This is a genomic window from Mariniflexile fucanivorans (assembly GCF_004341235.1).
In the GTDB taxonomy this organism is placed as follows: domain Bacteria; phylum Bacteroidota; class Bacteroidia; order Flavobacteriales; family Flavobacteriaceae; genus Mariniflexile; species Mariniflexile fucanivorans.
Genome location: NZ_SLUP01000003.1, coordinates 521850 through 547601, shown reverse-complemented (window position 1 = coordinate 547601; position 25752 = coordinate 521850). Strand labels below are relative to the sequence as shown.

The window sequence follows — 25752 nt, the reverse complement described above, 5'->3', positions numbered from 1 at the left end:
CTAGGACTTTTTTGTTTAGTTTTTATTAAACAAAAGAATATAGTAAATCAATTAGCTGTTTGAAAGTGGGAAGGTGTTCTGTTTCATCTACTCTTTTTTCAAGCTGTTGGAAATAAGATTTTTCCATTACAATTGTTGGTTTAGATTTTCTATAAATTAAATTATGCTCTTTTAAAATTTCTTTAAAGTAAGAATAATGAAAATGAGCTTTGTTTCTGTACATTTCCATTTTATCCATTAGTTCGGGGTCTTCTTCCGTTATATTGTAATGTTCTATAAAATCTCTTAATTTTAAGCCCACAGGTACTTTTTTTACTATTTTTCGGTTTCCTAAAAACCAAGTCTCGATGCATATGTTCTGAACAACAAAATGTATTTCACAGTTGTTATTTAAATGAACTCCAGAATGATTAATATGATTTTTGATTTCATCTATTCTAGCATCAACTCCAATTTCCTCTCCGTCCAGGCAAACTATTAGTTTGTCATAAATAGGATTATCATTAATATTTTTTATTGCATTTATTGTATGATTGTATATAGAAGGAATTCCTCCACCAGAAAAGATATAATAACAATCTTGAGTAGCTTGATTTTCAAAATCTACTTCTGAATAATTAGGAAGTACATAATTAATCCATTTAGGATATAGTAAAACTTCTGTTTTCTCACCTTCTAGTATAAAGTACAAATTCATTTATGAGATGCCTTGCTTGTAAAAAGGGTGGTTTATTAAACTCATAAATCTATCGTGATGAGAATTACCCATATCAAATTCTTTAGCATCAAAAGTTTTAATTGTTCCACCTTTTCTTGTGACAATTTTCCAATAATCAAATGGAATTTTATTAATAATGTATGGGTGATGGCTTGTTGCAATAAATTGAACATTGTTATCATCATAAATTAAATCTTCTGTTAGAACATCAATACAGTTGAGACCAAGACTATTTTCAAATTCATCAATTAAAATAACTGTTCCTTCATTCCAGAGGTACATTTCGGCAATATGAAGAAGAGTTCTCAACATACCTGAAGACATACGATTATGAGGAATCCATTTTTTAACACCAATTTCTTTAATCTGTATAATCGTAGCTTCAAAAATAAAATTAGATAATTCGTTATCTTTTATTGGTTCCACTTTTACGTCTTCTACTTGAGGAAAAACATCAATAAAACGAGATTTGATCTCTTGAAATACTGGTTCTTTCATCTCATATATTAAAGACAATTTGTCAAAAGTTTCTAATTCGCTTTCTTTTATTTGCTGAAAAGTTTTGTATTTGTTTTTTAATTTCTCAATACTTAATCTACTAAACCGAATGCCTTCTTTTTCTGTATGGTCTCTGTATATGATTAATTTAAAACTTTCGTGAAGGTCTGAAATTAGTTCTTCTTCTTTTAAAATGTTTATAGCACTTTCTGTGGAAATCAATTTTGGCATTTCATTGCCACTAAAAATAAATCTATCTAGATTTCTTTCAATTATTTTTTCTGAATTTAATAATATTTCTTCAAATACTATTTTTGGTTTTATTTCATCTTTACTAGAGTCAAAAAAATCTGGTATTAGTTCCTCTTTAGATTTAAGGTTTTCAAATTCTCCTTTCCAATAATAAATGTTACCTTTTAATGTTTCAAACTCAACTTCCCATTTAACACCATTTTCATTGCTTCCTGTAGCAATTTTTTTTAGGGCGTAGATTGAGCGTAATATTTGAGTTTTACCTACTCCAGAGACACCAACAAGAAGAGTTAAGTCGAAAAAGTTAATTTTTTCGAATCCCCATTCTTGTTCATTATTAATATATTTGATTGACTTAAGTTTCATAACTCTAATTCTATTGAGAGAACAAATTTAACATTAATATTTCATTAATTTGTTTATGTGGTTTTCAAATTGTAATAACAAATTGATATAAAATCATTTTGATGCTTTATCTTTAAAAATAATCGAATTTACTTGAAATTTATTACAAAGTCAAGTTTTACAAAACATTAAAAATAACTATATAAAATTCCCATAATAGTTTTATCCAGCTCACTCAATATTTTAAATGTAGATTTAAAGTAATTGAGTAATAAAAAAATAAAACTATTCCTGATTATAAGGTGCTATTGCCGTTATCCAACCTTCTATAGGTGTTGGATGGGTTGAGATAAATAAACCATTTCTTATATTGTTATGGTTAATTTCATTTAAAACAGAGGTTGTAATTATTTCATTGTTATAAATGGTCATACAGTAAGTTCCTGAAGTTTCTATAGCTGGAATAATAGTTTCTTTATTTGTAGATAAATTCAATTTTACAACAGGCCCACTTTCCGAGTAGCGCAAGTAGAATAAATTGTCGTTATATATGGCTAAATCTGGAATATTATACGATGAATTTACAGTTGGTATTTCTTCAAGAAGCGTCCCGTTTTTTTCTATTTTATTTATAATGTTGTAGTTCGAATAATATATATAACCATCTAACAAAGCAATGCCTTCGGTTTCAATATTTTTTATTTCAGAAATAATTGCCCCTGTTTCAGGATTTAGTTGGTAGATAGATTCATTGGCTCCGTTACCACCAACCCATAAAGATTCGCCATCGAAGGCTAGGGCATGGGGAGATCTTAAATTTTCAGGTAAACTTAGTTCTAATTCTATGGTTGAGGTTGTTTCGTTGTATAGATAAATGCCAGGACTTGCATAATTTTTATGTGTTAATATCCACCATTTATATTCAACTTCAATAGGTTCTGTAGCGATAAAATCTTCAGTTAAATCTCTGTTACAAGAAAATACTATAATTGAAACTATGAATAAGGTGAAAATTGTTTTTAATGATTTCATGAAATTATTTATTATCTATTTTCTTTTTAACTGAATTTGTAAACGTTGATTTGAAACCTATATTTTAACCTGTTGGGTGTAATTATTCTAAAAAGTCAATTTTGTATTTTATAAAGTCTTCGACAGGCTCAGACTTACATTTAGGTTTTAATTGGCTTATTAGTTTCAAATAAAAAACTGAATTTCTTCACCCAACGGTTATATTTTAATAACTTTATGTACTTCTTTTTTGCTACCTGCTAGAATTTGAAAAAAGTAAACACCATCACTATAAGGCCCTAAATTAATAGTTGCTTTGCCATTAATTATTTCGTCCGTTCTATCTATTAATAAAATGCCAGAAGCATTATAAAATTTATAAGAAACACTTTCAGCAATGTTTATTCCAGATATGTAAACGGTATCATGACACGGGTTTGGATATACTAACCAATTTTTGTTATCACTTGAAACGTTGTTAGTTAAGGCTGTACAACCTGTTGATACATCGTAAGATCCTTTTATAAGATTCTCAACCTTTAAATTGTTAAAGCTTTCATTTAAGGTATGATTAAAAAACGTGGAATCAATAATAGCATTATCGGCGCCAAGAAAATTTTGCAATAAGGTTGCAAATGTTTGTCTGTAATCGTACTGAACGGTTTTTAACTGGTAATTATTGGTACTAACAGCTTCTTTTAAATCTGGATTTGTACCCGAAACACCACCAGAAACGGGCTTACCAAATACAAACATAGGTGCTATTTCACCATGATCTGTACCTAAATTACCGTTTTCGGCTGCTTTTCTTCCAAATTCTGAAAAAGTAACCCCCACCACATCATCGGACAAATTTTGATTATTTAAGTCATTAATAAAAGCTTCGATACTTCCAGACAAATTTGATAATAACGTATGATGTGTTCCTAAAATATCGCCAGCAGTTTCCACTTGTTTGTTATGTGTATCAAAACCAGAAATACGTACCATGTAAACTTTGGTGCCTAAATCGCCGCTTATTAATCGCGCGACTGTTTTTAACTGATTTGATAAATCGCTGTCTGGGTAAGTTATACTGTTTTTCCCTGAGTTAAAGGCGTTAGAAATAGATTGTGCATAGGTATTTGTTATGGCATCTGTATTAGTTAAAAATCGTAACTGATCACCATAATCGGAGTCTGGAATGTTTAATGGAGGCAAACCTCCCAATCCATTTATAACCGAATAATATCCAGCAGGGTCTTGTCCTGAAATATTTATAGCTAACCCATGTGCTTCTTCGGCATGAAAGCCTAATGATGTGTTATTGGAACCAATTTCAACTGCTAATGGGTAGGTTTCAACAATTAAATCTTCATAAAACAATTCCATAAAACGTCCCATCCAGCCGGTATCGTCGCCATTTAAAAGGCTATTTCCGTCATTTCCTGTTAAATATATATCGGCCGATTTAAAATGACTTTTATTTTGTGAAGGATACCCAACCGATTGAAGAATGCGTAGCCAACCTTTATCATATAAAGATTTTAAACCAGTAAGCGCTGGGTTTAAACCAATTTGTTGGTTGTCTGGCAATGTAGTATCTAAATTTATATATTTATTAGCTCCAGAAATAGGCACTTTTATTGTAGGTCTTAAATTACTGTACATATCGTATTGATCCAATGGAATGATGGTGTTTAAGCCATCATTAGCCCCCGATAAATTGATAATAACTAGTTTTCTGTTTGAAATATCTGGACATTCCACAAAAGTCATAAACGATTTTAGTGCCGCTTGCAGCTGAAAAGGAGTTAATCCAATAGCGGTAGCTGATGCTGAAAGTTTTATAAAATTTCTTCTTTTCATAAATTACATTAATTGAAATTCCGGTGCATTAATCATGGCAGTAATTAAGGCGTCTAAACGTGTTTTTACAGTAATAGCATCATTGGAGCTTATGTATTGATTCCATGCATTGGTCCAATAATAATCAGGGAAACCTTCATCAACTATAATGGTTTTAAAGTAATTTGTCCTATCAGAATCTATAGCTTCAGGATATAATAAATCTGCAATTTCAGAAATGAGCAAATTGGGGTCTGATGCATTCGGAATTTTGTTTTTCACAAATAAAACGGTATCCAATGAGGTGTAGATACTACCAGAACCTATGGTGTTTTTACCTTCAATGAGGCTTTCGATAAGTCTATATCTGCCAATAATAGTATTTGAAGAAAACCAATGCCTATCATAATCGGGCACTTGGTAATAAGCGGGGTAGCCAGCTACGAGGTCTGGGTTGAAAAAATCCATGCCAGCAGCATTTAAATAACTATTATGAATAAATTTATAGAAAAAATTATTGTAATAATTTAAAGGATCTGTAGTTGGGTTTGGTATGGTTACGCTGAACATGGAGCATAACTCGGATATTAACTGTAGCGGACTTTTAATAATACTGCCTATTATTTCATCGGTAGCATCCGTATCATCGGCATCATAAAAATGTTCGCTAGAAAGAAGCTTTGTCACTACGGGTAAAATTTCATAATCGCTATCAATTAATAATTGTGCTAATGGTGTAATAATATCGGTTTCCACTTCTTCGGTCCAATGGCTTTTTACAAAATAGCGGTAAAGTTTTCTACAATAAGCTTTAGCGGTTTCTGGTTGTGCAAATACCATTTCAACAAAATCGCTTAATTCGTCAAATATTCCAGATTCTGTACTTCTTCCAGTTATTGTTTGATTATTAAAAGCGGCAGTAAATGTTTTGTCTTTAGTGTCGTGCTGATCGATATTTATATAACCCATTGGCAAATTAGTGTCTGGATCTATATCGCTTCTGTCTGCTCTACTTTTAAATCCTGAAAGCACTTTTGCAGCTTGTTGAATATCTATTTCGGTATAATTTGTGTAGTTACCTTCGCCTATTTGTGCGCCTGCTAAAATGGTAAAAAGCTCTAAATATTCTCTGGCATAATTTTCATTCGGATTGTTTTTGTTGTTTTGTGAATTGTCTAAATAATTCAGCATACCATTATCTAAAGTTATTTTTTTTGCAAAGGTTTTAATGTTTCCTAAAGCATAAAATTCCAATAAACGGATGTGGTCATAAATATAGGTAGCGCTTCCAACTCCCGTATCTTTCCCAACAACAAAACAGGTATGTAAAAAAAATGATAATTTGTGTTTTAAGCCTACATCATTCATGGCATTATACCACCACCAACCCGTAGCAATGGCTCTTTTTCTGCCTTGTCCTTCAAATGAATTTGGAAGCTGTAATGAGGATGTCCAAAAACCATCTGGAGCACCTACGGGTAGTGGATCATAAGGCTCTGATAACGTGTTCGATGAAACCGTTGTTAAACTAGAAACAGCATTGGTAGCAGACATCCCTACAAAACTATCCAGTTGCTCTTTGGTATAATTAAAAGTAGCACGTCTAAGAAGGTGTTTTGCTTTTCTTAAATCTAGATTAGTACCAAGCGGATTAAGTGATGCCATATATTAATTTTTTTTTGAAATTAGAAAAAAAACTAATTAGTACTATAAAAAGCGGATTTTTTCGTTGAAAGTTGCTTTCTTTATAAGAATCATCTTATTTTTAGAATGAATGTGTAGTCTAAAAAAACAAGTTTAAATTTGGTAATTGGTTGATTGTTAACTTTTAAAGGCTGGTTTTGTTGCTGTTACACAGGAATAAATTTTAACTAATGAACCAAACAAAGTAGCAGTTACTTTGGTTAAAATTGAAATTTTGAAGGTTAATTGGGGTAGGAGGTTTATTGGGAATTTAGTTTATGTAAAGTTGCGTGTTTATGTGCAAAGATTTTCTGAAGAAAAATCTGAAGCTAATAAACACGCAACTAACCATAATTAAGCACAAAATAGCCATTTTTTATATACTTTATTTTGCGTTCGTGCTTATTTAAAATCCTTCTTTTTGTAATTCGGATATTTCTTTTTTATTAAAATGCTCCAAAATTAAGCTCATTTTTTGTTTATCTCTTTTTCTTACATAAACCCAACCGTATAATTTACCCATATTTTTCCTAGTGTCAATCCACTTTCCCTCCGGATTTATTTTTTCATTATACCGGAATTCTTTCCATTGATGAATTTTATCAAGTACAGTCTCAGGTTTTGTCCATTTCCTAATTTCTCCAAATTTCTTTTTCCAAACCTTGTTTAGTTTATTGATTGTTTGTTCTTTTAGGTCTTCTTTTTTTGGTAAAACATAATGATTAAACCTGGTAATGTAGCGTTGCTTATTGGGCTTTTTGTCGGTTGAAAGTTGCAAGATGTATCTTTCCAAATAATGTTCAGGCTCATTGCTGTGCATTTTAAAATTGACTCCTAAGCTTTCAATTTTTTTTATTAATTCAGTATTTTTTCTTGATTTAGCAGATACTAAAAAAGTTCCTAAACTTCTATTTTTATATTTAAATCGATGGTTTACTTGAATTTTAACACCTTCTTTTATGGCACTTTCTAATAAGGCCAACCATGCATTCTCTCTTTGTTTTAGTTTAGTTTCCATTTTTTAAAGATAAAATTTTTTTTTAAAATCAAAAATCGATTTTTAAAGCGTTTTCGTTTTGATACACAATAAATTGACTTGAAATTGTTTAAATTTTTTGAATCTAATTTTAAGCGAAGTTAGTTTAAGTTTTCAATAAAGTCAAATTCCCATCAGAAATCTATTTCTTCTTAAGAATAACAGCAATAGTTTTACCCAATTCATCCAATTTTTTTAAAGGCTCTAATAAAGAAGATTATTAAATTCAACCATATTTTTAGTGTTTGTTTCCATAAATGGGCAAACCAAAATAAAGCTGTTAGAGGTTAAATAGCGGCTTAATAAATGGAAATGTTTCTTATTTTTTTTTGGTAAATAGGTTTATCTTTCCTAGTTAAAATAAAAGTATTGTATATTTTACAATTGTCTCTTTAGTTAATCAATATGTTTGTAGTTTCTAAACCTTAAGGAATATATTCACCAACCAATCTTACCATTAAATCATTCAATTTTTCAACTTCAAAATTTCCAATAGTTGCTTCCAGATGGTCGTTTCCAATTCCGCTATCATCGGTTATAAAAACATAGGTTCCATTGGTTAATATGGCAAAAGAACGCATTAAATATTCCGTTGCTTTATCTATACCAGAAGCAGTAATTGGTATTATCTTAATCCCTTTTTCAGCAGCTTTAATTAAATTTAATTCCAAACTTGAAATAACTTCTTGTGTGTAGTGTGGAGGGGCATCTAATAATAGAAACATGATGCGAGCAGAAGCATTATCGTTCCACGAATTTTGCGAAATGGCAACATCTAGTGCAGAATGTACAGCCTCAGGGAAATCGCCACCACCATTGGCAGACTGGTTTGATATAAATGAAATTAGACTTGTTTCATCTGTTGAGAAATTTAAATCACGTGTTACATAATCATCTCCCTTATCTCTATAAAATACCGATCCAAAACGCATTTCCAATAAAGGATTGTTTTGTTTTATCCGTTTAATGACATTGTTTAATTCAACTTTTAAATAATTAATTTCATCACCCATGGAACCAGTTGCGTCAACTGCGAAATAGATATCCATTATTTTTTTATTGTCAATAGTTTTGTTTATGGTCACATTGTTGATGCCCTCTGCATACGCTTTTACATCTGCAACTATCACTATGGTATCTTCAAATTTAATGAGGGCAGTTAATCCGTCCAAATCTAAATCAGACCATAAAGTGGCTCTCCCTTTACTATCAGTTTTGGTTTTCCAAACTTCTACTTTTTTCGAAATAAGAGTGATTTCAGCATTTGCAACAAATGATTGATTTTTATCTGAAACTACAAAACTATATCTTTTTATTTCTTTAAGGTTCCATTTATTTACATCCTCATAATACTCCTGATTGCTTAATAAGTTATTCCAGAAATCCCAGTTATTAAGGTCGCTCCATTCGCCGGCAGTTAAAACTCCTGGTTCCAATTGTCCATTTGGATTTCCATCTCCCCAATCACCGGTTGTTGGATCTCCACTGGCTAAACCTGAAAATGAAGCTTCAGAAAACATTGCATCTAAACTTCTGTTCATTTCATCTGACTCAGGTTCTGTTACCTTCTCAAACAAACTTGTTTTACCAGTTGCTGTTTTATTTTCAATTGTATAATCATCTTTTGAACAACTCCATATAAATACTACAATTGATATTAAAGCGAGTCTTATTGATCCGTTTATTGGTATCATAATAACGTGTTTTTATTCTAGATGGATTAAAAGTAAAAAGGTTGCGTGCAAAAATATTTTTTTGCTTCTCTAGCAAGATTAATGTTATAACTCAAAAAATTAGTTTAGAACTAATAGTTTGAAAATCTAACTGTAACCTTGAACGAATTTAGTTGAAATCTATAACAAAGTCAAATTTCACCAAGAATAAAAATTTTATTTCTTTCTAAAAACCCCTGCAATAGTTTTACCCAATTCATCCAATTTTTCTAAAGGCTCTAATAGAGATGGGTTATTAAATTCTAACATACTTTTAGTATTGGTTTCCATAAATGGGCAAACTAAAATAAAGCTGTTGGATGTTAAATAGCGGTTTAAATAAATGGAGATGTTCTTTATGTTTTTTTGGTAAGAAGGTTCGTCTTTTCGGGTTAAAATGAATATTAAATTATCATCAATCCTAATGTTGCTAGATAAAGCTTTAGTGTTTTTCCAGCTATTAAAGGTTATAAAATCGGCATCAATAGGATGTTCCGCATGAACATTCTCAATCACCTTTATTGTTTGCTCTGTGCCATAAAAAAGGAGTTTTGCGCCGGTATTGTAGGCAATGTTCCAAACTTTTAAAAGCCAAAACGGAAATCCTATTTCATTTTCAACATTATTTGGCATAATGATAATATGTCTTTTTATAGTTGAAATTGGTTGTAAAGATTTGTAAATAAAACTGGTGGCGTTACATTTTGATAAGATCCCATCGGTTAAATTTCCCAAAAAAGATTCAGAAATTTGTGATTTAATGTGCAATCCTAAAATTAAATCGGTAGCTTTTTGCTCTTTAGCTACGTTTAAAATACCATTCATAATATTTAAATCGTAACGTAATAACTTGTTCAAATGGTTGTCGGTTGCCGATGCTATGTGTAGGGCTTTGTCCAATATTTTAATAGCACGTGTTTCAATATTTGCATCCATGCTGTTGTTTTTAAGAACATGTAAAGCAAAAAGGGAATTTTTATTTTCTTTAGACTTTAAAATGGTGCTTAAATTAATTAATTCTTCAACCGTTTCCACATTATTAACGGCAATTACTATTTTTTCTTCATGAACATAATCATCTTTATCTTTGGCAGTCGATTGAAATAAAGATAAATTTCTCGCGCCTTTTTGAACCACAAAGGTTGAAATGGTGCAGGTTATTAAAATCATGATAATCGTACCATTTAAAATACTTTCGCCTAAAAGTCTAATAGGTTCTCCTGTAGCCGTTTCACCAATAATAATATTATAACCAACTGTTACGGTGGCCAATGTTACAGCCGCATGCGCAATACTTAAACCGAAAATAAGATGGCGTTCATCGGCTGAAAATTTAAAGGTTTTTTGGGTGCTCCAAGCGGCAATAAATTTTGCCAAGGTAACTGCAACAGACATGGCAACCGCTACTAAAATAGTTTCCATATCGGTAAAAAAAGCTCTAAAATCAAGCAGCATACCAACACCAATAAGGAAAAACGGAATAAAAATAGCATTTCCAACAAACTCAATACGGTTCATTAATGGTGACGACGAAGGAATTAATCTATTAAGGGCAAATCCCGAAAGTAAAGCGCCAATAATGGCTTCAATACCTGCAATTTCAGCTAAAAAAGCACCTAAAAACAGCATCACTAAAACAAAAATATATTGTGAAATAGCGTCTTGATAGCGTTTTAAAAACCATCGGCCTACAATGGGAAAAACATGTAATACAATAAACCCAAAAACAATCACTGAAATAAAAAGCTGCATCCAAAATTCAAAATTCGTGGTGCCTTTTGTCATGCCAACAATAATGGCTAGTACTAGAAGTGCCAGCGTATCGGTTATCATGGTGCCCCCAACCACAATATTTACAGCTCGGTTTTTAGCAACCCCAAATTTGCCTAAAATAGGATAGGCAATAAGGGTGTGCGATGCAAACATACTAGCAAGAAGTACCGATGTGAGTATTGAAAATTTTAAAACATACACCCCAACCAAAATTCCAAAAACCATGGGAATTGAAAAGGTATACAATCCAAACAACAAACTTTTAAATCTGTTTTTTTTGAAATCGTTTAGGTCTATTTCTAAACCAGCAAGAAACATAATATATAGCAAACCTGCCGTACCAGATAAAATAATACTACTATCGCGCAGCAGTAAATTAAATCCGTTAGGGCCAATAACAGCACCCGCAAGAATAAGTCCTAGAATATGAGGAATTCTTAATTTATTTAGAAGAATAGGAGCTAAAAGAATAATAATTAAAATAATTAGAAACTTTAATACCGGATTGGTAAACGGTAAGGAGGTGTCTAAAACGTTTATTAGTAACATAGCCCATATATTTTCTTAGCCAAATATATGAAATGGTTTGTTCCGTTTGTTAGAATTAAAATTTTGTATCTTTTGTTTTTAGGGCGCTACCCAAGGGTCGGGCTATACACTGCAAGTCCTCGCGAATCCCGATAGCTATCGGGATCGCTGTGGGCTTTCCGTTACTATCCCTAGCGCAAAACCACAACAAGCAATAAAGTGTATTAACATTAAAAAGAGATGTCTTTTTTATAAAAATCAAGGTTAATAATACGCTCCAAATCATTAACTTTGCACTTTTAAAACCAAAACTGAACTATGTTCAATAATTTAAGCGATAAATTAGATAAGGCGTTACACGTACTAAAAGGTCATGGAAGCATCACTGAAGTAAACGTAGCCGAAACTTTAAAAGAAGTACGTCGCGCATTACTCGATGCCGATGTTAACTTTAAAATAGCAAAAGACTTTACCGTAAGAGTAAAAGATAAAGCCATTGGTCAAAACGTATTAACAACGTTACAACCAGGGCAATTAATGGTTAAAATCGTAAAAGACGAGTTAACCGAACTTATGGGTGGTGATGCCGCAGGTATCAACCTATCTGGTGCACCTAGCGTTATTTTAATGTCTGGTTTACAAGGGTCTGGTAAAACAACCTTTTCTGGTAAACTGGCTAATTATCTTAAAACAAAAAAATCTAAAAAACCTTTATTAGTTGCCTGCGATGTTTACAGACCAGCAGCGATAGACCAACTTCATATTGTGGGCGGCCAAATAGGAGTAGAGGTTTTTAGTGATAGAGGAAACACCGATCCCGTAGCTATTTCAAAAGCAGGTATTGCACATGCAAAAGCAAACGGATATAACGTAGTTATCATAGATACCGCAGGTCGTTTAGCTGTCGATGAGGTGATGATGACCGAAATATCGAACATCCATAAAGCCATTCAACCACAAGAAACCTTGTTTGTGGTCGATTCTATGACGGGGCAAGATGCGGTAAACACAGCAAAAGCGTTTAACGATGTCTTAAATTTTGATGGGGTTATCCTTACCAAATTAGATGGTGATACACGCGGTGGAGCAGCAATTTCTATTAAATCGGTAGTCAATAAACCAATTAAATTTATTGGTACTGGCGAGAAAATGGAAGCGATTGATGTGTTCTATCCAGCACGTATGGCAGACCGTATTTTGGGAATGGGCGACGTGGTTTCGTTAGTAGAACGTGCCCAAGAACAATTTGATGAAGAGGAAGCACGTAAACTTCAAAAGAAAATTGCCAAAAACCAATTTGGGTTCGACGATTTCTTAAAACAGATTCAGCAGATTAAAAAAATGGGAAACATGAAAGACCTTATGGGTATGATTCCTGGCGCTGGAAAAATGTTAAAAGATGTTGATATTGATGACGATGCTTTTAAAGGTATTGAAGCCATTATTCATTCTATGACACCAAAAGAAAGAACAAATCCAAGCATTATAAACGCAAGTAGAAAACAACGTATAGGGAATGGTTCTGGAACATCTGTACAACAAGTAAATCAGCTTTTAAAGCAATTCGACCAAATGAGCAAAATGATGAAAATGATGCAAGGTGGCGGCGGTAAAAAGATGATGCAGATGATGAAAGGGATGAAATAATTTAGTTTTCAGTCTCAGTATTCAGTCACAGTTTTCAGTGGTAAATATTAAATTTTATGGATTTCAAAAAACTATTAGCTTATCAAAAATCTTTTGAACTGGCTATGATGATTTTTGAAATTTCTAAATCCTTCCCAAAGGAAGAATTATATTCTTTAACAGATCAAATAAGAAGAAGTTCTAGATCGGTTTCCGCAAATATAGCCGAAGCATATAGGAAAAGAATATACCCAAAACATTATGTGAGTAAGCTAACAGATGCTGATGGCGAAAATTCAGAAACAAGTACATGGTTAGATTTTGCCTTAGCATGTAATTATTTAGATAAAGAAAAACATTTGGAGTTAACCGAACTAGGTATTGAAGTTGGTAAACTTGTATATTATATGATTAATAATCCAAACAAATTCGGAGTTAACACAGGAAATGAGTAAGTAAACTGTGACTTCGACGGGAAACTAATATAGTCAAAAGTAAGCATCTCGAGTAAAAAACTGTGACTGCGACTGTGACTGAAAACTTAAGATTATGGTAATTTTAGACGGTAAAAAAGTTAGTAACGATATTAAAGACGAAATAGCTGAACATGTAAAAGCTATGGTTTCTAGCGGAGAAAAAGTGCCACATTTGGCGGCAATTCTTGTTGGAACCGATGGTGCAAGTATGACTTATGTAAACGCAAAAGTAAAAGCTTGTGAAAAGATAGGTTTTAACTCGACTTTAATAGATTTACCCGATTATACATCAGAAGAAGAATTATTAGCTAAAATTAATGAACTAAACACTAACGATGATATTGACGGATTTATAGTTCAGTTACCATTACCAAAACATATAGACGAACAAAAGGTTTTAATGGCGGTGCATCCTGATAAAGATGTAGATGGATTTCATCCTGTAAATGTGGGTAAAATGGCTTTAGATTTGCCAACTTTTTTACCAGCAACACCTTACGGAATTTTAGAATTGTTAGAGCGCTACCAAGTGGAAACTTCGGGTAAAAATGTGGTGGTTATGGGTAGAAGCCATATTGTTGGTCGCCCCATGAGTATTTTAATGAGTCAGAAACGTAAAGCTGGTGATGCCACAGTAACTGTTGTTCACAGTCGTTCTAAAAATTTAGCTGAAATTACTAAAGCTGCAGATATTATTGTGGCTGCCATTGGTATTTCGGAGTTTTTAACAGGCGATATGGTTAAAGAAGATGTTGTTATTATTGATGTTGGAATTACCCGTGTTCCCGATGCAACCAAAGCAAGTGGCTACCGACTTGCCGGTGATGTCGATTTTGAAAGCGTTAGTAAAAAAGCGAGTTATATAACCCCAGTTCCTGGTGGTGTGGGCCCCATGACGATTGCCATGTTGCTTAAAAACACGTTGCTGGCTAGAGAACGACGTAGTAATTAAGTTTACTTGCGTCTGTTGGTTCTTGGCGCCTTTGCTTTATACTCTTTAGTAGAATTATCAAGAAGTTTATTTAATTCCTTAAATTCTTCTTTGGTAAGTTCTCGATATTCCCCAAGTGGCATATCCAGTTTTATATTCATAATCCGAACACGTTGTAGCGTTTGTACCTCATAATTTAGGTATTCGCACATACGGCGTATTTGTCTGTTTAACCCTTGGGTTAAAATGATTTTGAATTCAAAGGTGCCTAGTTTTTCAACTTCACATTTTTTTGTGGTTTTTTTTAATTCTTCTAAAGGAATACCACTGCGCATGCGTTCAATAAAAGTTTGGGAAATAGGTTTATCAACCGTAACAATATATTCTTTTTCGTGATTATTACTAGCACGAAGAATTTTGTTTACAATATCACCATCATCGGTTAAAAGAATTAAACCTTCACTGGGTTTATCCAATCTTCCAATAGGAAAAATGCGTTTTGGGTAATTAATAAAATCAATGATATTGTCTTTTTCAACACTCGTATCTGTTGTACAAACGATACCAATTGGTTTGTTAAACGCCAAATAAACAAAAGCTTCATTGGTATTGATAATATCTTTTCCATCAACCTGAACCACATCAGTTGGTGCTATTTTAGTACCCATTTCTGGGATAACGCCGTTAATGGTTACTCTACCAGCTTCAATAAGCTTATCGGCTTCTCTACGCGAGCAGTAACCAACTTCACTTAAAAATTTATTGATGCGTTTTAATTCTACTTCCATTTGAATAAAAAATCAAAAACCATTTATAATCCATCAAGAATTATATTAATAATGGTTTAGTTGTTAAAAACCCATTTTGGACTTCATGGTTCAAAAGTACAACAAATTAAGCGTTTAAAAACTCTAAAATATGATTGTAAACTTGTTCGTTTTTTAATCCATGTCCAAAGCCAACCGTTCTAATAAGTTTAGAATCCTTATAGTGTTTAGAAATATCTAAAGCATCTCTATACGATATAATTCTATCTTTTTTGTCATGAATGATAAGCCCTTTTGCTTGAATACCTTTTAGAAAATTTTTAGCAGAAAAATAATCGGGTTCATGGTCAAAATGGTTTAAATAGTATGTATTCATGGCATCTGTAACTCTTTTGTTGTAACCCATCATCAAAATATAATTATTAATGATGCCCGTAAAGTTTGAAGGCGCACCCAATGACACCAATTTTTTAATAGATGAATGATACTTATGTAATGAAATAGCTGAAGCTGTAGCACCAACCGAGTGCCCTACAATACTATCAATTTTATAATGAGATGTCACAGCATTTATACATTCAGAATATAAAAAAACATTAAATATTTTATTGCCAGATTTCCCATGTGCAGGTGCATCTATGGCAATGATGTTGTAATTTTGAGCTTGCAATAATTCGATGAGGTCTTTCCATCTAAACGCGTTACTTTCCCAACCATGTATTAATAAAACAGTTTCTTTAGAGCCTTTCCAATGATAAGTTGCAATGGGAATATTTTTATAAAAAACACTTTCTTGAGTAGCTGTATTTAAAAAGGGAGATTCTACTTCTGTGATTTTTCCTTTTTTTGGTTTTGAAAATAAATAGACGGCTATCTGCGCTGAATAAGTAGGAGAAACGTAGCTAATGAGGTTAATAAAACCTCCAATTGTTTTAATAAGGTATTTGTTCATTTATTCTTCACGGTTAACTGAATCCATAGAAAAAGCAGGTTTGCAAATAGCAATGTATTCGCAAACTTCAGTAAACGGATTGGAGTATTGAACGCGTGTGTTTTTGTTAATTTTAATGGATTGACCAGCTTCTAAAACTATGATTTCCCCTTCAATAATAAATTGTTTTTTACCACTAATTATAAATGTGTACTCATCAAATTCTGGGGTTTGAAAAGGTTCGCTCCAACCGGCAGGCGCTTTCATGTGGGCAATACTAATATCTGAATTGTTATTGGTGGGAATTCCAAAATGCTCTTTTATTACCTTTCCATCAGTTGTTGGAACTACAAACGGGTTGTTTTGAATAATATAATTTTTCATTATTTATTTTAAATTCTTCATTATTAATGATCCTTCATAGGTTTCTTCTTGATCATACCTCCTTTTAAATCTTTAACAATACCCATAATGATGAAGGCATTTTTGTCAATTTTATCAATTTCGGTTTGCAGTTTGGCAAGTTCTAAACGGGTTACAATGGTGTAAATAATATCTTTATCGTAGCTTTCTCCACTTTTTCCATAACCACCTTTTCCTGCATAAATGGTGCATGCTCTACGTAATTCTTTAGTCAACATGAGTCTTAATGCTTCATGCTTTGTGGAAATTATGGTAACACCTACGTATTCTTCAACACCATCCACCACAAAATCGACCGTTTTTGCAGCGGCTAAATAAGTTAAAATGGCATAAAGTGCTGTTTCAATAGAAAGAATATAAGCACCAACCGAAAATATTAAAATATTTATTAATAAAAGGACATCGCCAATGGTAAGTGATAATTTTCTGCTTAAAAATATAGCCAAAACTTCGGTACCATCAATAACGCTGCCACCTCGCATGGACATACCAATACCTAAACCTAAAAAGAAACCACCAAAAACAGAAATGAGTAATTTGTCTTCGGTAATGGTTGGGTACTCTACAAAATGCACTACAAAAGCTAAAAACGCAATGGCAGCCATACTTCGTAAAGCGAACTTCAAGCTGAAGGTTCTAGATGCTAAAATTAAAAAAGGTAGGTTTACAAGAATTAAAAAGTAACTTAAGTCCCAGGAGGTTACGTTTTGAAGTAGTAGTGATATACCTGTAGCACCACCATCAATAAAACGGTTGGGTAGTAAAAAGCCTTTTAAGCCAAATCCAGCTGAAAATACGCCTATTATTATTAGCGTATATTCCTTGATAGCATGCGAAATCTCAACCTGAAATTTCCTAACTAATGGAACGATTTGCTTTTTGCTTACAGGTTTGTTTCTTTGTTTCGATTGAAGTCGCTTTCTAGCAATATCAACTAACAATTTAGATATGATTGGGTTCATTGATTACTTCAGCTTTTTTTAAATAATTCCCCCAAGACTTATTTGGTTATCCTTTTTTTTTGGATTTTGGAATTTTGTTTTTGTAATTTCAAACTTCGTGGGCTTTCCGCGAGTTTGTTTTATTTCTTCATAACTTTAGTTAAAATACCAAAAACACTCCTTATAAAAGTAGCGCTTGTAAGTACTTTTACTATCGGGTTCATAGCGGTGCTTTTTCTGCTAGAAGAAGTTGAGGAACGTTGTTTTGATTCTGCTTTTTTAAGCGCTTCTTGTTCTTGTTTTGCTTTTTCTTTAGCTTCGTCTGCTTCCGCTTGTTCTATTTTTTTGTTTAGAAGTTCATAAGCACTTTCTCTATCAATCGTTTCATTATATTTCTTAACTAATTTCGATTTTGAGTTCAACGTTTTCAATTCTTCATCAGTTAAAATATCCATCCGGCTCATGGGTGCACGCATCATGGTGGCGGCAAGTGGGGTAGGACGCCCTTTTTCGTCAAGAGCCGATACCAAAGCTTCACCGGTACCTAACGATGTTAATACTTCGGTGGTATCGTAATACTCAGAGTCTGGATAATTTTGTGCGGTTAATTTAATCGCTTTTCTATCTTTAGCTGTAAAAGCACGTAAGGCATGCTGAATTTTTAAACCTAACTGACTTAAAACGGCTTCAGGCACATCGGTTGGGTTTTGAGTAACGAAATACAAACCAACACCTTTACTTCGTATTAATTTAACGATGCTTTCAATTTGATTAAGTAATGCTTTTGAGGCTTCATCAAAAATTAAATGCGCTTCATCAATAAAAATAACCAATTCTGGTCTGTCGCTATCGCCTTGTTCAGGGAATGTGGAGTATATTTCTGCCAATAAACTCAACATGAAGGTTGAGAATAATTTGGGTCTGTCTTGAATATCGGTAAGCCTAAGGATGTTTATATAACCTTTTCCGCTATTATCAACACGTAACAAATCATCAACATCAAAAGAGGTTTCGCCAAAAAATAAGTCGGCACCTTGTTGTTCCAATTCTACTACTTTTCTTAAAATAGCACCTGTTGATGCGGTTGAAATACGTCCGTATGCATCATCAAATTCTTCTTTGCCTTCTTGGGTGGCGTACTGAAGTATTTTTTTAAAATCTTTTAAATCGAGAATTGGAAGTTTATTATCATCACAATATTGAAAAATAACAGCTACAACACCCGATTGCGCATCCGATAAATCTAAAATACGAGATAATAAAACGGGACCAAATTCGCTAACGGTGGCTCTTAGCCGAACACCATCTTGTTCAGAAAGTGTTAGTACTTCTACAGGGAAACTTTTAGCTTCAAAAGGAATACCAATTTGCGCATGGCGTTCATCAATTTTTGGATGCCCAGGGCTTGGTTGTGCAATGCCACTTAAATCGCCTTTTATATCCATAAGCAATACAGGGATGCCTTTATCGCTTAAATTTTCGGCTAAAACTTGTAGTGATTTTGTTTTTCCTGTACCCGTAGCACCTGCTATTAAACCATGACGATTCATCGTTTTTAAAGGGATGTTTACTAATGCATTGGTTATTGTTTCACCATTTAACATAGCAGCACCCACCGAGATAAAGTCGCCTTTACAAACATTACCTTCTGTGATGTAATTAAAAAAAGTTTCCTTAGTATTCATTTACTGTAATTTTGCATAAAAATAGGTATTTATATATAAAATTAAATAAACATGTCTTATAAAACTTCTAACAAATACCAAGCAAACTGCTATCTTTGCAAACGATTATGAATAAAGACATACAAAGTTTAGTAGATAAAGGAGACATGTTACCTTTAATGGAAGAGTTTTATACCATTCAAGGAGAAGGTTTCCATAAGGGAACAGCAGCTTATTTTGTTAGAATTGGCGGTTGTGATGTGGGTTGCCACTGGTGCGATGTGAAGGAAAGTTGGAACGCCAATTTACATCCACCAACAGATATTTCAAAAATTGTTGAAAACGCTAAAAAGTATAGTAAAACCATAGTAATTACGGGTGGCGAACCATTAACATGGAATATGACGCCTTTAACAACTAAGCTTAAAGCGGAAGGTTTGCAAATTCATATTGAAACTTCAGGCGCTTATAAGTTAACAGGTATCTGGGATTGGATTTGCCTATCGCCTAAAAAAATGAAACTGCCTACTAAGGAAGTTTATGAAAAAGCACACGAACTAAAAGTGATTGTTTACAATAAAGACGATTTTCGCTTTGCGGAAGAACAATCTGCCAAAGTAAATAAAGATTGTATTTTGTATTTACAACCCGAATGGAGCAAGCGTGATAAAGTAATTCCTGAAATTGTGGACTATGTGATGGCAAACCCGCAATGGAAAGTATCTCTACAAACCCATAAATATTTAAATATTCCTTAAATTAGTGCGTTATTAAAAACGTATTATGGAAAAGTTATTACGAATTATAGGAGCTGCTTGGGGTGCAAAAAAAATAGGTGGCGGTAAATGCGGTTGTTTTGGAACCATCTTTGTTTTCCTAATTTTATATTGGCTTCTGGGTTACGTATTTAAAGTTTTATAGAATAAAAAAAGGAGCCTGTCTGAAAAGTGTAATTCTGTGTCATATTGAGCCTGTCGAAATATTTTAACTTACAGATAATCAATATCAGTTTCGACAAGCTCAACCTGACAAAGTAAATACAATACTCTTTTCAGACAGCCTCCTTTATATTTTGCCTAAAACTTAAAGCTTTAAATAGTAAAAGGAACAGCAACTCTTACGGTGTCCCATCCTAAATACATGGTGCCATCATCTGCAAAAGCAATAGAGAAAGCTTCTAAAGAATCACCTGAACTTACTGGAGCTGAAATTCTAATAACATCGTTAGTTTCTTTATAAGAATAAGCACCCCAAACATTAATATCTTTGTTCAAAATAATAGTCCATTCTTTTTCACCAGGAATTGTAAACAACGAATATTCACCAGCTTTAACTGCTTTTTCACCAATTTTCATGTCTTTATATAAAGTAATATTGGCGGCTTCATTAGCTCCCGTACGCCATACTTTACCATTGGGCACTAAAGTGCTTAGCTCTCTTTCTTTAAGTTGAGGTCTGCTGTAAACTACTTTTACTAATTTACTAGTTTCTTTGCTGCTACTTGGGTAAGCGGTTACATCCAACGGACTTTTGTCTAAAGAACTAAATTTTTGCGCTTCCATGTTAACAGATAAAAGCATCATAAAAAGGCAAGCAATGCTTGTAATTAAAGTTGATTTTTTCATATTTATTTTTTGAGATTAGTAAAGTTTTAAAGATAGCCCTTAATAATCTTAAATTTTTTATAAAAGTCTGTGGCAGATGTTAAAGTTTGAAAACGTATTTTTAAATATTGATTTCGCCTTTTAAGCACAGCGCATCAAGAATGTCATTTTTCTCATGTGTCGATTTTTCTTTTTTAAGAAGTATGTCAATCGTTTTTGATAGTAATTTTGAATACGTTTTTGATTTTGAATGTTTAGACATTCGAGACAAGGTTGAAACCAAACGCGATAAATCGGTACCATAAATATCTGTATATGGCCATTCTTTTCCATCAATTATAGGAGTGATATAGCTTATTGCAAGTGCTAAACTCTTTTTGTTTTTTGATTTAAAATTCCACATATCCATATCTATTTTATCGCCTACCATAGCAATACTACTTAAAGCCTCTAAATTATAGCAGCTATAAAAAAAAGATCTGGTACGTTCTAATTCATGAGTTTGTTTCCCTTCAAAATCTAATTGTTGGTCTAAACTTTCTTGAGCTAAACTCACTGTTTCTTTGGCTAAAGTTTCATTGCCTAAATAGTAAGCTAAAGAAGCGACTTGAAATTTATACCATGATGCATGGTTGTTTTTTTGATTGTTTTCAGTATTACCTAATTCACTTTCGGTTAGCCAAGTTAAATATTCAGAAAGCCATTGGTTTATGTTTTCAGTATCGTTTTTGGTCCAATATGAAGAATTTGAAATTATAATTAAAGCATCTGGTACTACGGAAGCTATGGATTTTCCATCTAAAATACCAGATGATCTGCCTTTTGAATTACCAGGAACACTTTGTGCATATTCCAAATGCGGATTCATACGTGTTTCCTCATCTAAAAACCATGTTTTTAGCATGCTTGCAGCTTTTTCGGCATAACGCGTATCGTTTGAAAAATAATAGGCAAGGCATAAGTTTTCAACACCACTAGTTAAGGTTCCTAAGCGTTTTCTGTCAACGGCATTTGTTTGCGTATCAGGGTTGGTTTCTCCATCTTTTCGACTCCAAGGCAATCCGTTAGGCGATTCTGGATCTGGCCACCAATAGCGACTGATACTTAAATAATCGTGTTTATTTCCTGTAGGTGGCATGATGGTTTTATCCATAACGGTCGGGTTTTCTATGGAAAGTAATTTGTTTGCTTTTGAGATAAGCGCTTTATACGCTGAAAGTGTTCGTTCTGAAGCCGTACCATCTTGAATTTTTTGTTTTACTTGGTATAATACAAGCGTATCCATTTGCAATAAAGAAACCGAAAATCCTTTGAAGCTTAACAAAATAAAAAATATGAAAATGTATGGAATTTGTTTATTGGTCACCATGTTTTGTTTTTTAATGAATGCGTATTAAAAAGGTGTTTTAAAATCTAAATTAATCGATTTTGAACTGTTATGTTCAAATAAGTGTCTCATTCGTTTTCCATATAATTTTTTACCCACTCTATTAAAGTTGTTCCGTGAATGTTTTTAGCTAAAACCATTCCATTAGCATCCAAAATAAAGTTGGCGGGTATGGTTTGCACACGAATTTGTTTCATTATAGGGGTGTCGTCTCCCAATAAATCGGATGCTTGAAACCAAAGTCCTGCGCCGTCTTTTTCCACGGCGGTTTTCCAAGCAGTTTCATCACTTTCTAAACCATAAGCCATTATTTGCAAACCTTGGTTATGGTATGCATTCCAAATAGGTACTAAAACATCACGGTTTTCCTTTCTGCAAGGTGCGCACCACGATGCCCACAAGTCTATAATGGTAAGTTTTTTACCTAATGCATTGTTAATAAAAATGGTGTCTTTTGTAATTAAAGGTAACTCCAAATTAGGAAATGTGTCACCGACTAAAACTGGTAAATTTGAAGGTTCACTTTGTTTGCAAAGCTGTTGTACCCATAGGTGTTCTGGTTGGGCTTCGGTCCATTTTGTACATTGTCTCACTAAAAATTCTGGCACACGCTCGTAATAATTTGAAGGACTTACCCATCGTAATGCTACTAAAGCAGGGTGGAAGTGTTGCGCGTTATCTGCAAAGTTTATTAACGCTGTTTGGTATTGTAAAATAGCATGTTCCTTTGCCATCAATTGTTCGCCAATTTCTACGTGCCATTCTTTGCCTTCCAGATAAGTTTGGTAGGCATTCTGGTTGATATCTCTCAAATTTAATAAAGATTTGTTTTCTTCGGAAGGGTTTTTAATTGAGAAAGTTTTTTGAAAGGCATTCGAATTACCAGTAATTTCAATGGATTCACCAAATTGCCATACTATTGGCATATAATTAGACTTGGAGGTATCATCATTTTCTAAGAAATTAGGAAATTTCCCTGATTCTTGAATGGCTAATTCAAACAAAACAGGTTCTTTAGTTATTGGTAAATTTTGAAACTTAAAGCTACCATCTGGTTTTATTTCGGCAGAATCTATAACCGTTCCTAAATACGATGCAGCCACTTCACTTAAGTTTTCAGGTTGAATAAGATACATTTTAAAACCTCCCTTTTCTACACCTTCCAGTTTACCAAAAATATCTGCTGAAGGTTGGCAGGCCATTAAATTTAAAACTAATAAGAAAAGACTCGTAATTTTTATAAGGATGGTTTTCATTTTTGGTAACGTATTAAATAGCTAATTTAATAAATACAATTTTAAAAATGAAGGTCTATTACCTGAGTTCGATTAATAATAATAGAGTTTTTGTGAAAAGTGTTTTTGAATTTGCTTTGTCTGGTTGAGCTTGTCGAAATTGATATTGATTGTCAGTGAGTTAAGATATTTCGATAAGCTCAATATGATACAAAATCACACTTTTAAGATAGCCTCACTTTTTTTTTCTGCGTAAATCTGTGAAATCAGTGGGAAATTAACATTGCTTGTTTAAAAAGTATATCCCGCAAATTTCACAGATATACGCAGATTTTTTAATGTCCCATACGGTATGGAATATTGGCTTTAAAGTTCTTATTCATTTTTTCGCTTCAAAACGCGACCTCTTGGTTCATCACCTTCATGAAGTACAATATCGGAATGTAAAAACTGCGCAGCATCTGCCGAATCTTTCACTTTGGTGGCACTGCGGTTTATCATTTCTGTTTCAAACTTGGTTAATACTGTGTTTCTTATACCAGTTTCTTTCCATTTTGAAAAAGAACCACAACTTTTTGATAGCATGCGCGCCAAAGTTAAGGCATCCAACAAAGCTTGGTTGGCTCCTTGACCTTTAAACGGACTCATAGGATGTGCCGCATCGCCAATTAAAGTCATGGGCCCTGCATTTTCTAATAATTCTGGTTTGAGTAATTCACGGTCGTACACCGGATAACCAGAAATTTGCGCTTCCAAAGTTGCTTCTAAAATTTGCGGAATGGGAGCATGCCATGGTGTTCTTTTAATAGCTTCCTCTTTTAATGCTTTAGCACCTAACAAACTCAGCGCTTTAGCATCCTCTTCTGGCATAGGGAAACTCAATTGCCACATCACAGAATCATTAGTAAAAGGCATGATGTAAATACGTTCATTACCGTTGGCGGTTTGAAATACGGTTGCCGAATCCAGTAAATCACTATCAATACCTTCAAGGTTTTTCAACGGACAAATACCTAAAATTACGATACAATCTAAGTAACGCAAAGGTGTTTTTTGTTCTCCAATTAAAAATTTACGCACCGAACTTCTAATGCCATCTGCACCAATCACCAAATCTGCTTGGGTGGTTTTTATGGTACCGTCAACTTCAAAACGGAGTTCAACGCTTTTGTCTTCACACACTTTAAAATCCATCAATTGATGATTCCATTGTACTGCAGCATCGCCACCAAGTTTCTCAAGTAGTGCTGATCGTAACGATTGCCTTGCGATATGGATATTAGTACGTTTTGCTGAAGTTTTCTCCTCCTTCTGCATCCATTTTCGCATGCCCCATTCACCAATCACATTGCCGTCGGTGGTATATACCACATGTCGTGTTGAAACCACACCTTCTTCCAACGAGAAAATGCCAAAACCTTCAATGGCTTTACTGGCCTGCTGTAATGTGAGTCCGTAACCCTGAGATCGCGCATCAAAACCACTATCACGCTCATAAAGTGTAAATGGAATACCGCGGTGCAAACACGCCACAGCCAAAGCAACGCCACCAATACCGCCACCAACAATAGCTACATTTGGATAGTTTTCGGTGTCGGGAATTGGAGAAGATACAGCAGAAACCAAGCCAGAACCCGAACAGTTTGAGCAGGTGTCCAAGTGCCCTTTTGGTTTAATTGGTGCTATGCCTTTTCCATTTGTACTTTCAAAATGCACCAATGCTTTTTGGTAGTTAAGGCGCACTTTTTTGCGAAGTCGTCGCCTTGTTTTGCCTCGTCCATGGCATTCCTTGCAAATTGTCCAGTTCGTTTTTTCGTTATGTAACATTTACAATTATTTATTATTCTGTAAAATTTTTAAAAGTGCATTAGGGTCTTGTCTGTTGTCCCAAAACGAAGTAATTATTATTTGATCATCTGTAACTTTGTAATACATGCTGAAGTGACCCATTGAAGCAACTCTTGTGTTTTTAAAATCAGACAATTTGTAAATAAATGGTTTATCAGCTATTTGTTTGGTTTTATTAGAAACCAATTGTACTAGTTTTTTTGAATAAGAATTAGATTTATTTCTTTTTACCCAAAATTCTAATATTCCAACGAATTGAATATCCGCCGTTTTGTCCATATTACACTGCGTTTAGCCATTCTAGATTTCGCTTATCCATGGCTTCTTGAGAAATAAGTTTTCCGTTTTTTATGTCGGCATCACTCATTTTTAGCATTGTTTTCTGGTCTTCTGTTAACTTGATGGTTTCCAATTCAGAAGTTTTTGATGCAATTAAAGTATCTAGTGCCATCAAGATATCTTTGTTTTTAATAGATTGTATTTTATCTATCAATCCATTCCTTATTTTGTCAACTGTTGCCATTTATTTTTTTTTA

24 protein-coding genes are annotated in these 25752 nt (G+C 33.4%); 5 read left to right on the top strand and 19 right to left on the bottom strand.

The annotated features are described in order from the left end of the window. Positions 1 to 25: 25 nt before the first annotated feature. The 8 genes from EV196_RS08835 to EV196_RS08800 form a co-directional block, all read right to left on the bottom strand. A complete protein-coding gene (locus EV196_RS08835) occupies positions 26 to 697 on the bottom strand; it encodes a hypothetical protein (protein WP_132217372.1) in 672 nt (223 codons plus the stop codon). Beyond that, entirely contained in the window at positions 698 to 1834 is a 1137-nt protein-coding gene (locus EV196_RS08830) for an AAA family ATPase (RefSeq protein WP_132217371.1), read from the bottom strand. Between the two features lie 264 nt (positions 1835 to 2098). Then, positions 2099 to 2845, bottom strand: coding sequence for an NHL repeat-containing protein (locus EV196_RS08825; RefSeq protein WP_132217370.1), 747 nt, complete (start codon positions 2843 to 2845; stop codon positions 2099 to 2101). A 198-nt stretch (positions 2846 to 3043) separates the two neighbouring features. Beyond that, positions 3044 to 4672: a DUF1501 domain-containing protein gene (locus EV196_RS08820; RefSeq protein ID WP_132217369.1), complete on the bottom strand. Its 1629-nt coding sequence runs from the start codon at positions 4670 to 4672 to the stop codon at positions 3044 to 3046. Between the two features lie 3 nt (positions 4673 to 4675). Further along, entirely contained in the window at positions 4676 to 6316 is a 1641-nt protein-coding gene (locus EV196_RS08815) for a DUF1800 domain-containing protein (RefSeq protein ID WP_132217368.1), read from the bottom strand. Positions 6317 to 6740: 424 nt separating this feature from the next. Then, a complete protein-coding gene (locus EV196_RS08810; protein ID WP_132217367.1) occupies positions 6741 to 7352 on the bottom strand; it encodes a hypothetical protein in 612 nt (203 codons plus the stop codon). Positions 7353 to 7795: 443 nt separating this feature from the next. Further along, positions 7796 to 9064, bottom strand: coding sequence for a vWA domain-containing protein (locus tag EV196_RS08805; RefSeq protein ID WP_132217366.1), 1269 nt, complete (start codon positions 9062 to 9064; stop codon positions 7796 to 7798). A gap of 195 nt (positions 9065 to 9259) precedes the next feature. Then, positions 9260 to 11404: a cation:proton antiporter gene (locus tag EV196_RS08800; protein WP_132217365.1), complete on the bottom strand. Its 2145-nt coding sequence runs from the start codon at positions 11402 to 11404 to the stop codon at positions 9260 to 9262. A gap of 297 nt (positions 11405 to 11701) precedes the next feature. Here EV196_RS08800 and ffh point away from each other — a divergent pair, with 297 nt between their 5' ends. From ffh to EV196_RS08785, 3 genes are all read left to right on the top strand, one after another. Continuing rightward, a complete protein-coding gene (gene ffh / locus EV196_RS08795) occupies positions 11702 to 13030 on the top strand; it encodes a signal recognition particle protein (RefSeq protein ID WP_132217364.1) in 1329 nt (442 codons plus the stop codon). Between the two features lie 56 nt (positions 13031 to 13086). Continuing rightward, positions 13087 to 13464 carry a four helix bundle protein gene (locus EV196_RS08790; RefSeq protein ID WP_132217363.1) on the top strand — a complete coding sequence of 126 codons (378 nt, stop codon included), beginning with the start codon at positions 13087 to 13089 and terminating at the stop codon, positions 13462 to 13464. Positions 13465 to 13558: 94 nt separating this feature from the next. Beyond that, a complete protein-coding gene (locus tag EV196_RS08785) occupies positions 13559 to 14437 on the top strand; it encodes a bifunctional 5,10-methylenetetrahydrofolate dehydrogenase/5,10-methenyltetrahydrofolate cyclohydrolase (RefSeq protein ID WP_132217362.1) in 879 nt (292 codons plus the stop codon). Positions 14438 to 14439: 2 nt separating this feature from the next. Here EV196_RS08785 and rluF read toward each other — a convergent pair whose 3' ends face one another. From rluF to EV196_RS08760, 5 genes are all read right to left on the bottom strand, one after another. Continuing rightward, positions 14440 to 15204 carry a 23S rRNA pseudouridine(2604) synthase RluF gene (gene rluF / locus EV196_RS08780; RefSeq protein WP_132217361.1) on the bottom strand — a complete coding sequence of 255 codons (765 nt, stop codon included), beginning with the start codon at positions 15202 to 15204 and terminating at the stop codon, positions 14440 to 14442. Positions 15205 to 15310: 106 nt separating this feature from the next. Beyond that, positions 15311 to 16135: an alpha/beta fold hydrolase gene (locus tag EV196_RS08775; RefSeq protein WP_132217360.1), complete on the bottom strand. Its 825-nt coding sequence runs from the start codon at positions 16133 to 16135 to the stop codon at positions 15311 to 15313. Beyond that, positions 16136 to 16498 carry a cupin domain-containing protein gene (locus tag EV196_RS08770; RefSeq protein WP_132217359.1) on the bottom strand — a complete coding sequence of 121 codons (363 nt, stop codon included), beginning with the start codon at positions 16496 to 16498 and terminating at the stop codon, positions 16136 to 16138. It lies immediately after the preceding gene. 23 nt (positions 16499 to 16521) lie between these two features. Next, positions 16522 to 17499, bottom strand: a complete 978-nt coding sequence (locus EV196_RS08765) for a YitT family protein (RefSeq protein ID WP_132217358.1) — start codon at positions 17497 to 17499, stop codon at positions 16522 to 16524. Between the two features lie 119 nt (positions 17500 to 17618). Beyond that, a complete protein-coding gene (locus EV196_RS08760; RefSeq protein ID WP_132217357.1) occupies positions 17619 to 19163 on the bottom strand; it encodes a helicase HerA-like domain-containing protein in 1545 nt (514 codons plus the stop codon). 107 nt (positions 19164 to 19270) lie between these two features. Between EV196_RS08760 and EV196_RS08755 the strand changes: the two genes are divergently transcribed. Both EV196_RS08755 and EV196_RS19875 read left to right on the top strand, forming a co-directional pair. Then, positions 19271 to 19900: a 7-carboxy-7-deazaguanine synthase QueE gene (locus EV196_RS08755; RefSeq protein WP_207902837.1), complete on the top strand. Its 630-nt coding sequence runs from the start codon at positions 19271 to 19273 to the stop codon at positions 19898 to 19900. A gap of 25 nt (positions 19901 to 19925) precedes the next feature. Continuing rightward, the gene (locus EV196_RS19875; protein WP_162880120.1) at positions 19926 to 20063 is read left to right on the top strand and encodes a hypothetical protein; all 138 of its coding nucleotides are present in this window, start codon (positions 19926 to 19928) and stop codon (positions 20061 to 20063) included. 170 nt (positions 20064 to 20233) lie between these two features. Here the strand turns inward: EV196_RS19875 and EV196_RS08750 are convergent, their stop codons facing one another. The 6 genes from EV196_RS08750 to EV196_RS08725 form a co-directional block, all read right to left on the bottom strand. Continuing rightward, complete coding sequence (locus EV196_RS08750) at positions 20234 to 20767, bottom strand: DUF2911 domain-containing protein (protein WP_132217356.1); 534 nt, start codon at positions 20765 to 20767, stop codon at positions 20234 to 20236. A gap of 100 nt (positions 20768 to 20867) precedes the next feature. Continuing rightward, a complete protein-coding gene (locus EV196_RS08745; RefSeq protein ID WP_132217355.1) occupies positions 20868 to 22115 on the bottom strand; it encodes an alginate lyase family protein in 1248 nt (415 codons plus the stop codon). Positions 22116 to 22201: 86 nt separating this feature from the next. Further along, positions 22202 to 23389: a TlpA family protein disulfide reductase gene (locus EV196_RS08740; RefSeq protein ID WP_132217354.1), complete on the bottom strand. Its 1188-nt coding sequence runs from the start codon at positions 23387 to 23389 to the stop codon at positions 22202 to 22204. Between the two features lie 354 nt (positions 23390 to 23743). Continuing rightward, a complete protein-coding gene (locus EV196_RS08735; protein ID WP_132217353.1) occupies positions 23744 to 25195 on the bottom strand; it encodes an FAD-dependent oxidoreductase in 1452 nt (483 codons plus the stop codon). Positions 25196 to 25201: 6 nt separating this feature from the next. Next, positions 25202 to 25495, bottom strand: a complete 294-nt coding sequence (locus EV196_RS08730; RefSeq protein WP_243652212.1) for a type II toxin-antitoxin system RelE/ParE family toxin — start codon at positions 25493 to 25495, stop codon at positions 25202 to 25204. Position 25496: 1 nt separating this feature from the next. After that, complete coding sequence (locus EV196_RS08725; protein WP_132217352.1) at positions 25497 to 25739, bottom strand: hypothetical protein; 243 nt, start codon at positions 25737 to 25739, stop codon at positions 25497 to 25499. Between the last annotated feature and the right edge of the window lie 13 nt (positions 25740 to 25752).

Coding starts and splice junctions, on each gene's coding strand:
- EV196_RS08835 (WP_132217372.1), bottom strand. CDS start 697: ATGAATTTGTACTTTATACTAGAAGGTGAGAAAACAGAAGTTTTACTA.
- EV196_RS08830 (WP_132217371.1), bottom strand. CDS start 1,834: ATGAAACTTAAGTCAATCAAATATATTAATAATGAACAAGAATGGGGA.
- EV196_RS08825 (WP_132217370.1), bottom strand. CDS start 2,845: ATGAAATCATTAAAAACAATTTTCACCTTATTCATAGTTTCAATTATA.
- EV196_RS08820 (WP_132217369.1), bottom strand. CDS start 4,672: ATGAAAAGAAGAAATTTTATAAAACTTTCAGCATCAGCTACCGCTATT.
- EV196_RS08815 (WP_132217368.1), bottom strand. CDS start 6,316: ATGGCATCACTTAATCCGCTTGGTACTAATCTAGATTTAAGAAAAGCA.
- EV196_RS08810 (WP_132217367.1), bottom strand. CDS start 7,352: ATGGAAACTAAACTAAAACAAAGAGAGAATGCATGGTTGGCCTTATTA.
- EV196_RS08805 (WP_132217366.1), bottom strand. CDS start 9,064: ATGATACCAATAAACGGATCAATAAGACTCGCTTTAATATCAATTGTA.
- EV196_RS08800 (WP_132217365.1), bottom strand. CDS start 11,404: ATGTTACTAATAAACGTTTTAGACACCTCCTTACCGTTTACCAATCCG.
- ffh (WP_132217364.1), top strand. CDS start 11,702: ATGTTCAATAATTTAAGCGATAAATTAGATAAGGCGTTACACGTACTA.
- EV196_RS08790 (WP_132217363.1), top strand. CDS start 13,087: ATGGATTTCAAAAAACTATTAGCTTATCAAAAATCTTTTGAACTGGCT.
- EV196_RS08785 (WP_132217362.1), top strand. CDS start 13,559: ATGGTAATTTTAGACGGTAAAAAAGTTAGTAACGATATTAAAGACGAA.
- rluF (WP_132217361.1), bottom strand. CDS start 15,204: ATGGAAGTAGAATTAAAACGCATCAATAAATTTTTAAGTGAAGTTGGT.
- EV196_RS08775 (WP_132217360.1), bottom strand. CDS start 16,135: ATGAACAAATACCTTATTAAAACAATTGGAGGTTTTATTAACCTCATT.
- EV196_RS08770 (WP_132217359.1), bottom strand. CDS start 16,498: ATGAAAAATTATATTATTCAAAACAACCCGTTTGTAGTTCCAACAACT.
- EV196_RS08765 (WP_132217358.1), bottom strand. CDS start 17,499: ATGAACCCAATCATATCTAAATTGTTAGTTGATATTGCTAGAAAGCGA.
- EV196_RS08760 (WP_132217357.1), bottom strand. CDS start 19,163: ATGAATACTAAGGAAACTTTTTTTAATTACATCACAGAAGGTAATGTT.
- EV196_RS08755 (WP_207902837.1), top strand. CDS start 19,271: ATGAATAAAGACATACAAAGTTTAGTAGATAAAGGAGACATGTTACCT.
- EV196_RS19875 (WP_162880120.1), top strand. CDS start 19,926: ATGGAAAAGTTATTACGAATTATAGGAGCTGCTTGGGGTGCAAAAAAA.
- EV196_RS08750 (WP_132217356.1), bottom strand. CDS start 20,767: ATGAAAAAATCAACTTTAATTACAAGCATTGCTTGCCTTTTTATGATG.
- EV196_RS08745 (WP_132217355.1), bottom strand. CDS start 22,115: ATGGTGACCAATAAACAAATTCCATACATTTTCATATTTTTTATTTTG.
- EV196_RS08740 (WP_132217354.1), bottom strand. CDS start 23,389: ATGAAAACCATCCTTATAAAAATTACGAGTCTTTTCTTATTAGTTTTA.
- EV196_RS08735 (WP_132217353.1), bottom strand. CDS start 25,195: ATGTTACATAACGAAAAAACGAACTGGACAATTTGCAAGGAATGCCAT.
- EV196_RS08730 (WP_243652212.1), bottom strand. CDS start 25,495: ATGGACAAAACGGCGGATATTCAATTCGTTGGAATATTAGAATTTTGG.
- EV196_RS08725 (WP_132217352.1), bottom strand. CDS start 25,739: ATGGCAACAGTTGACAAAATAAGGAATGGATTGATAGATAAAATACAA.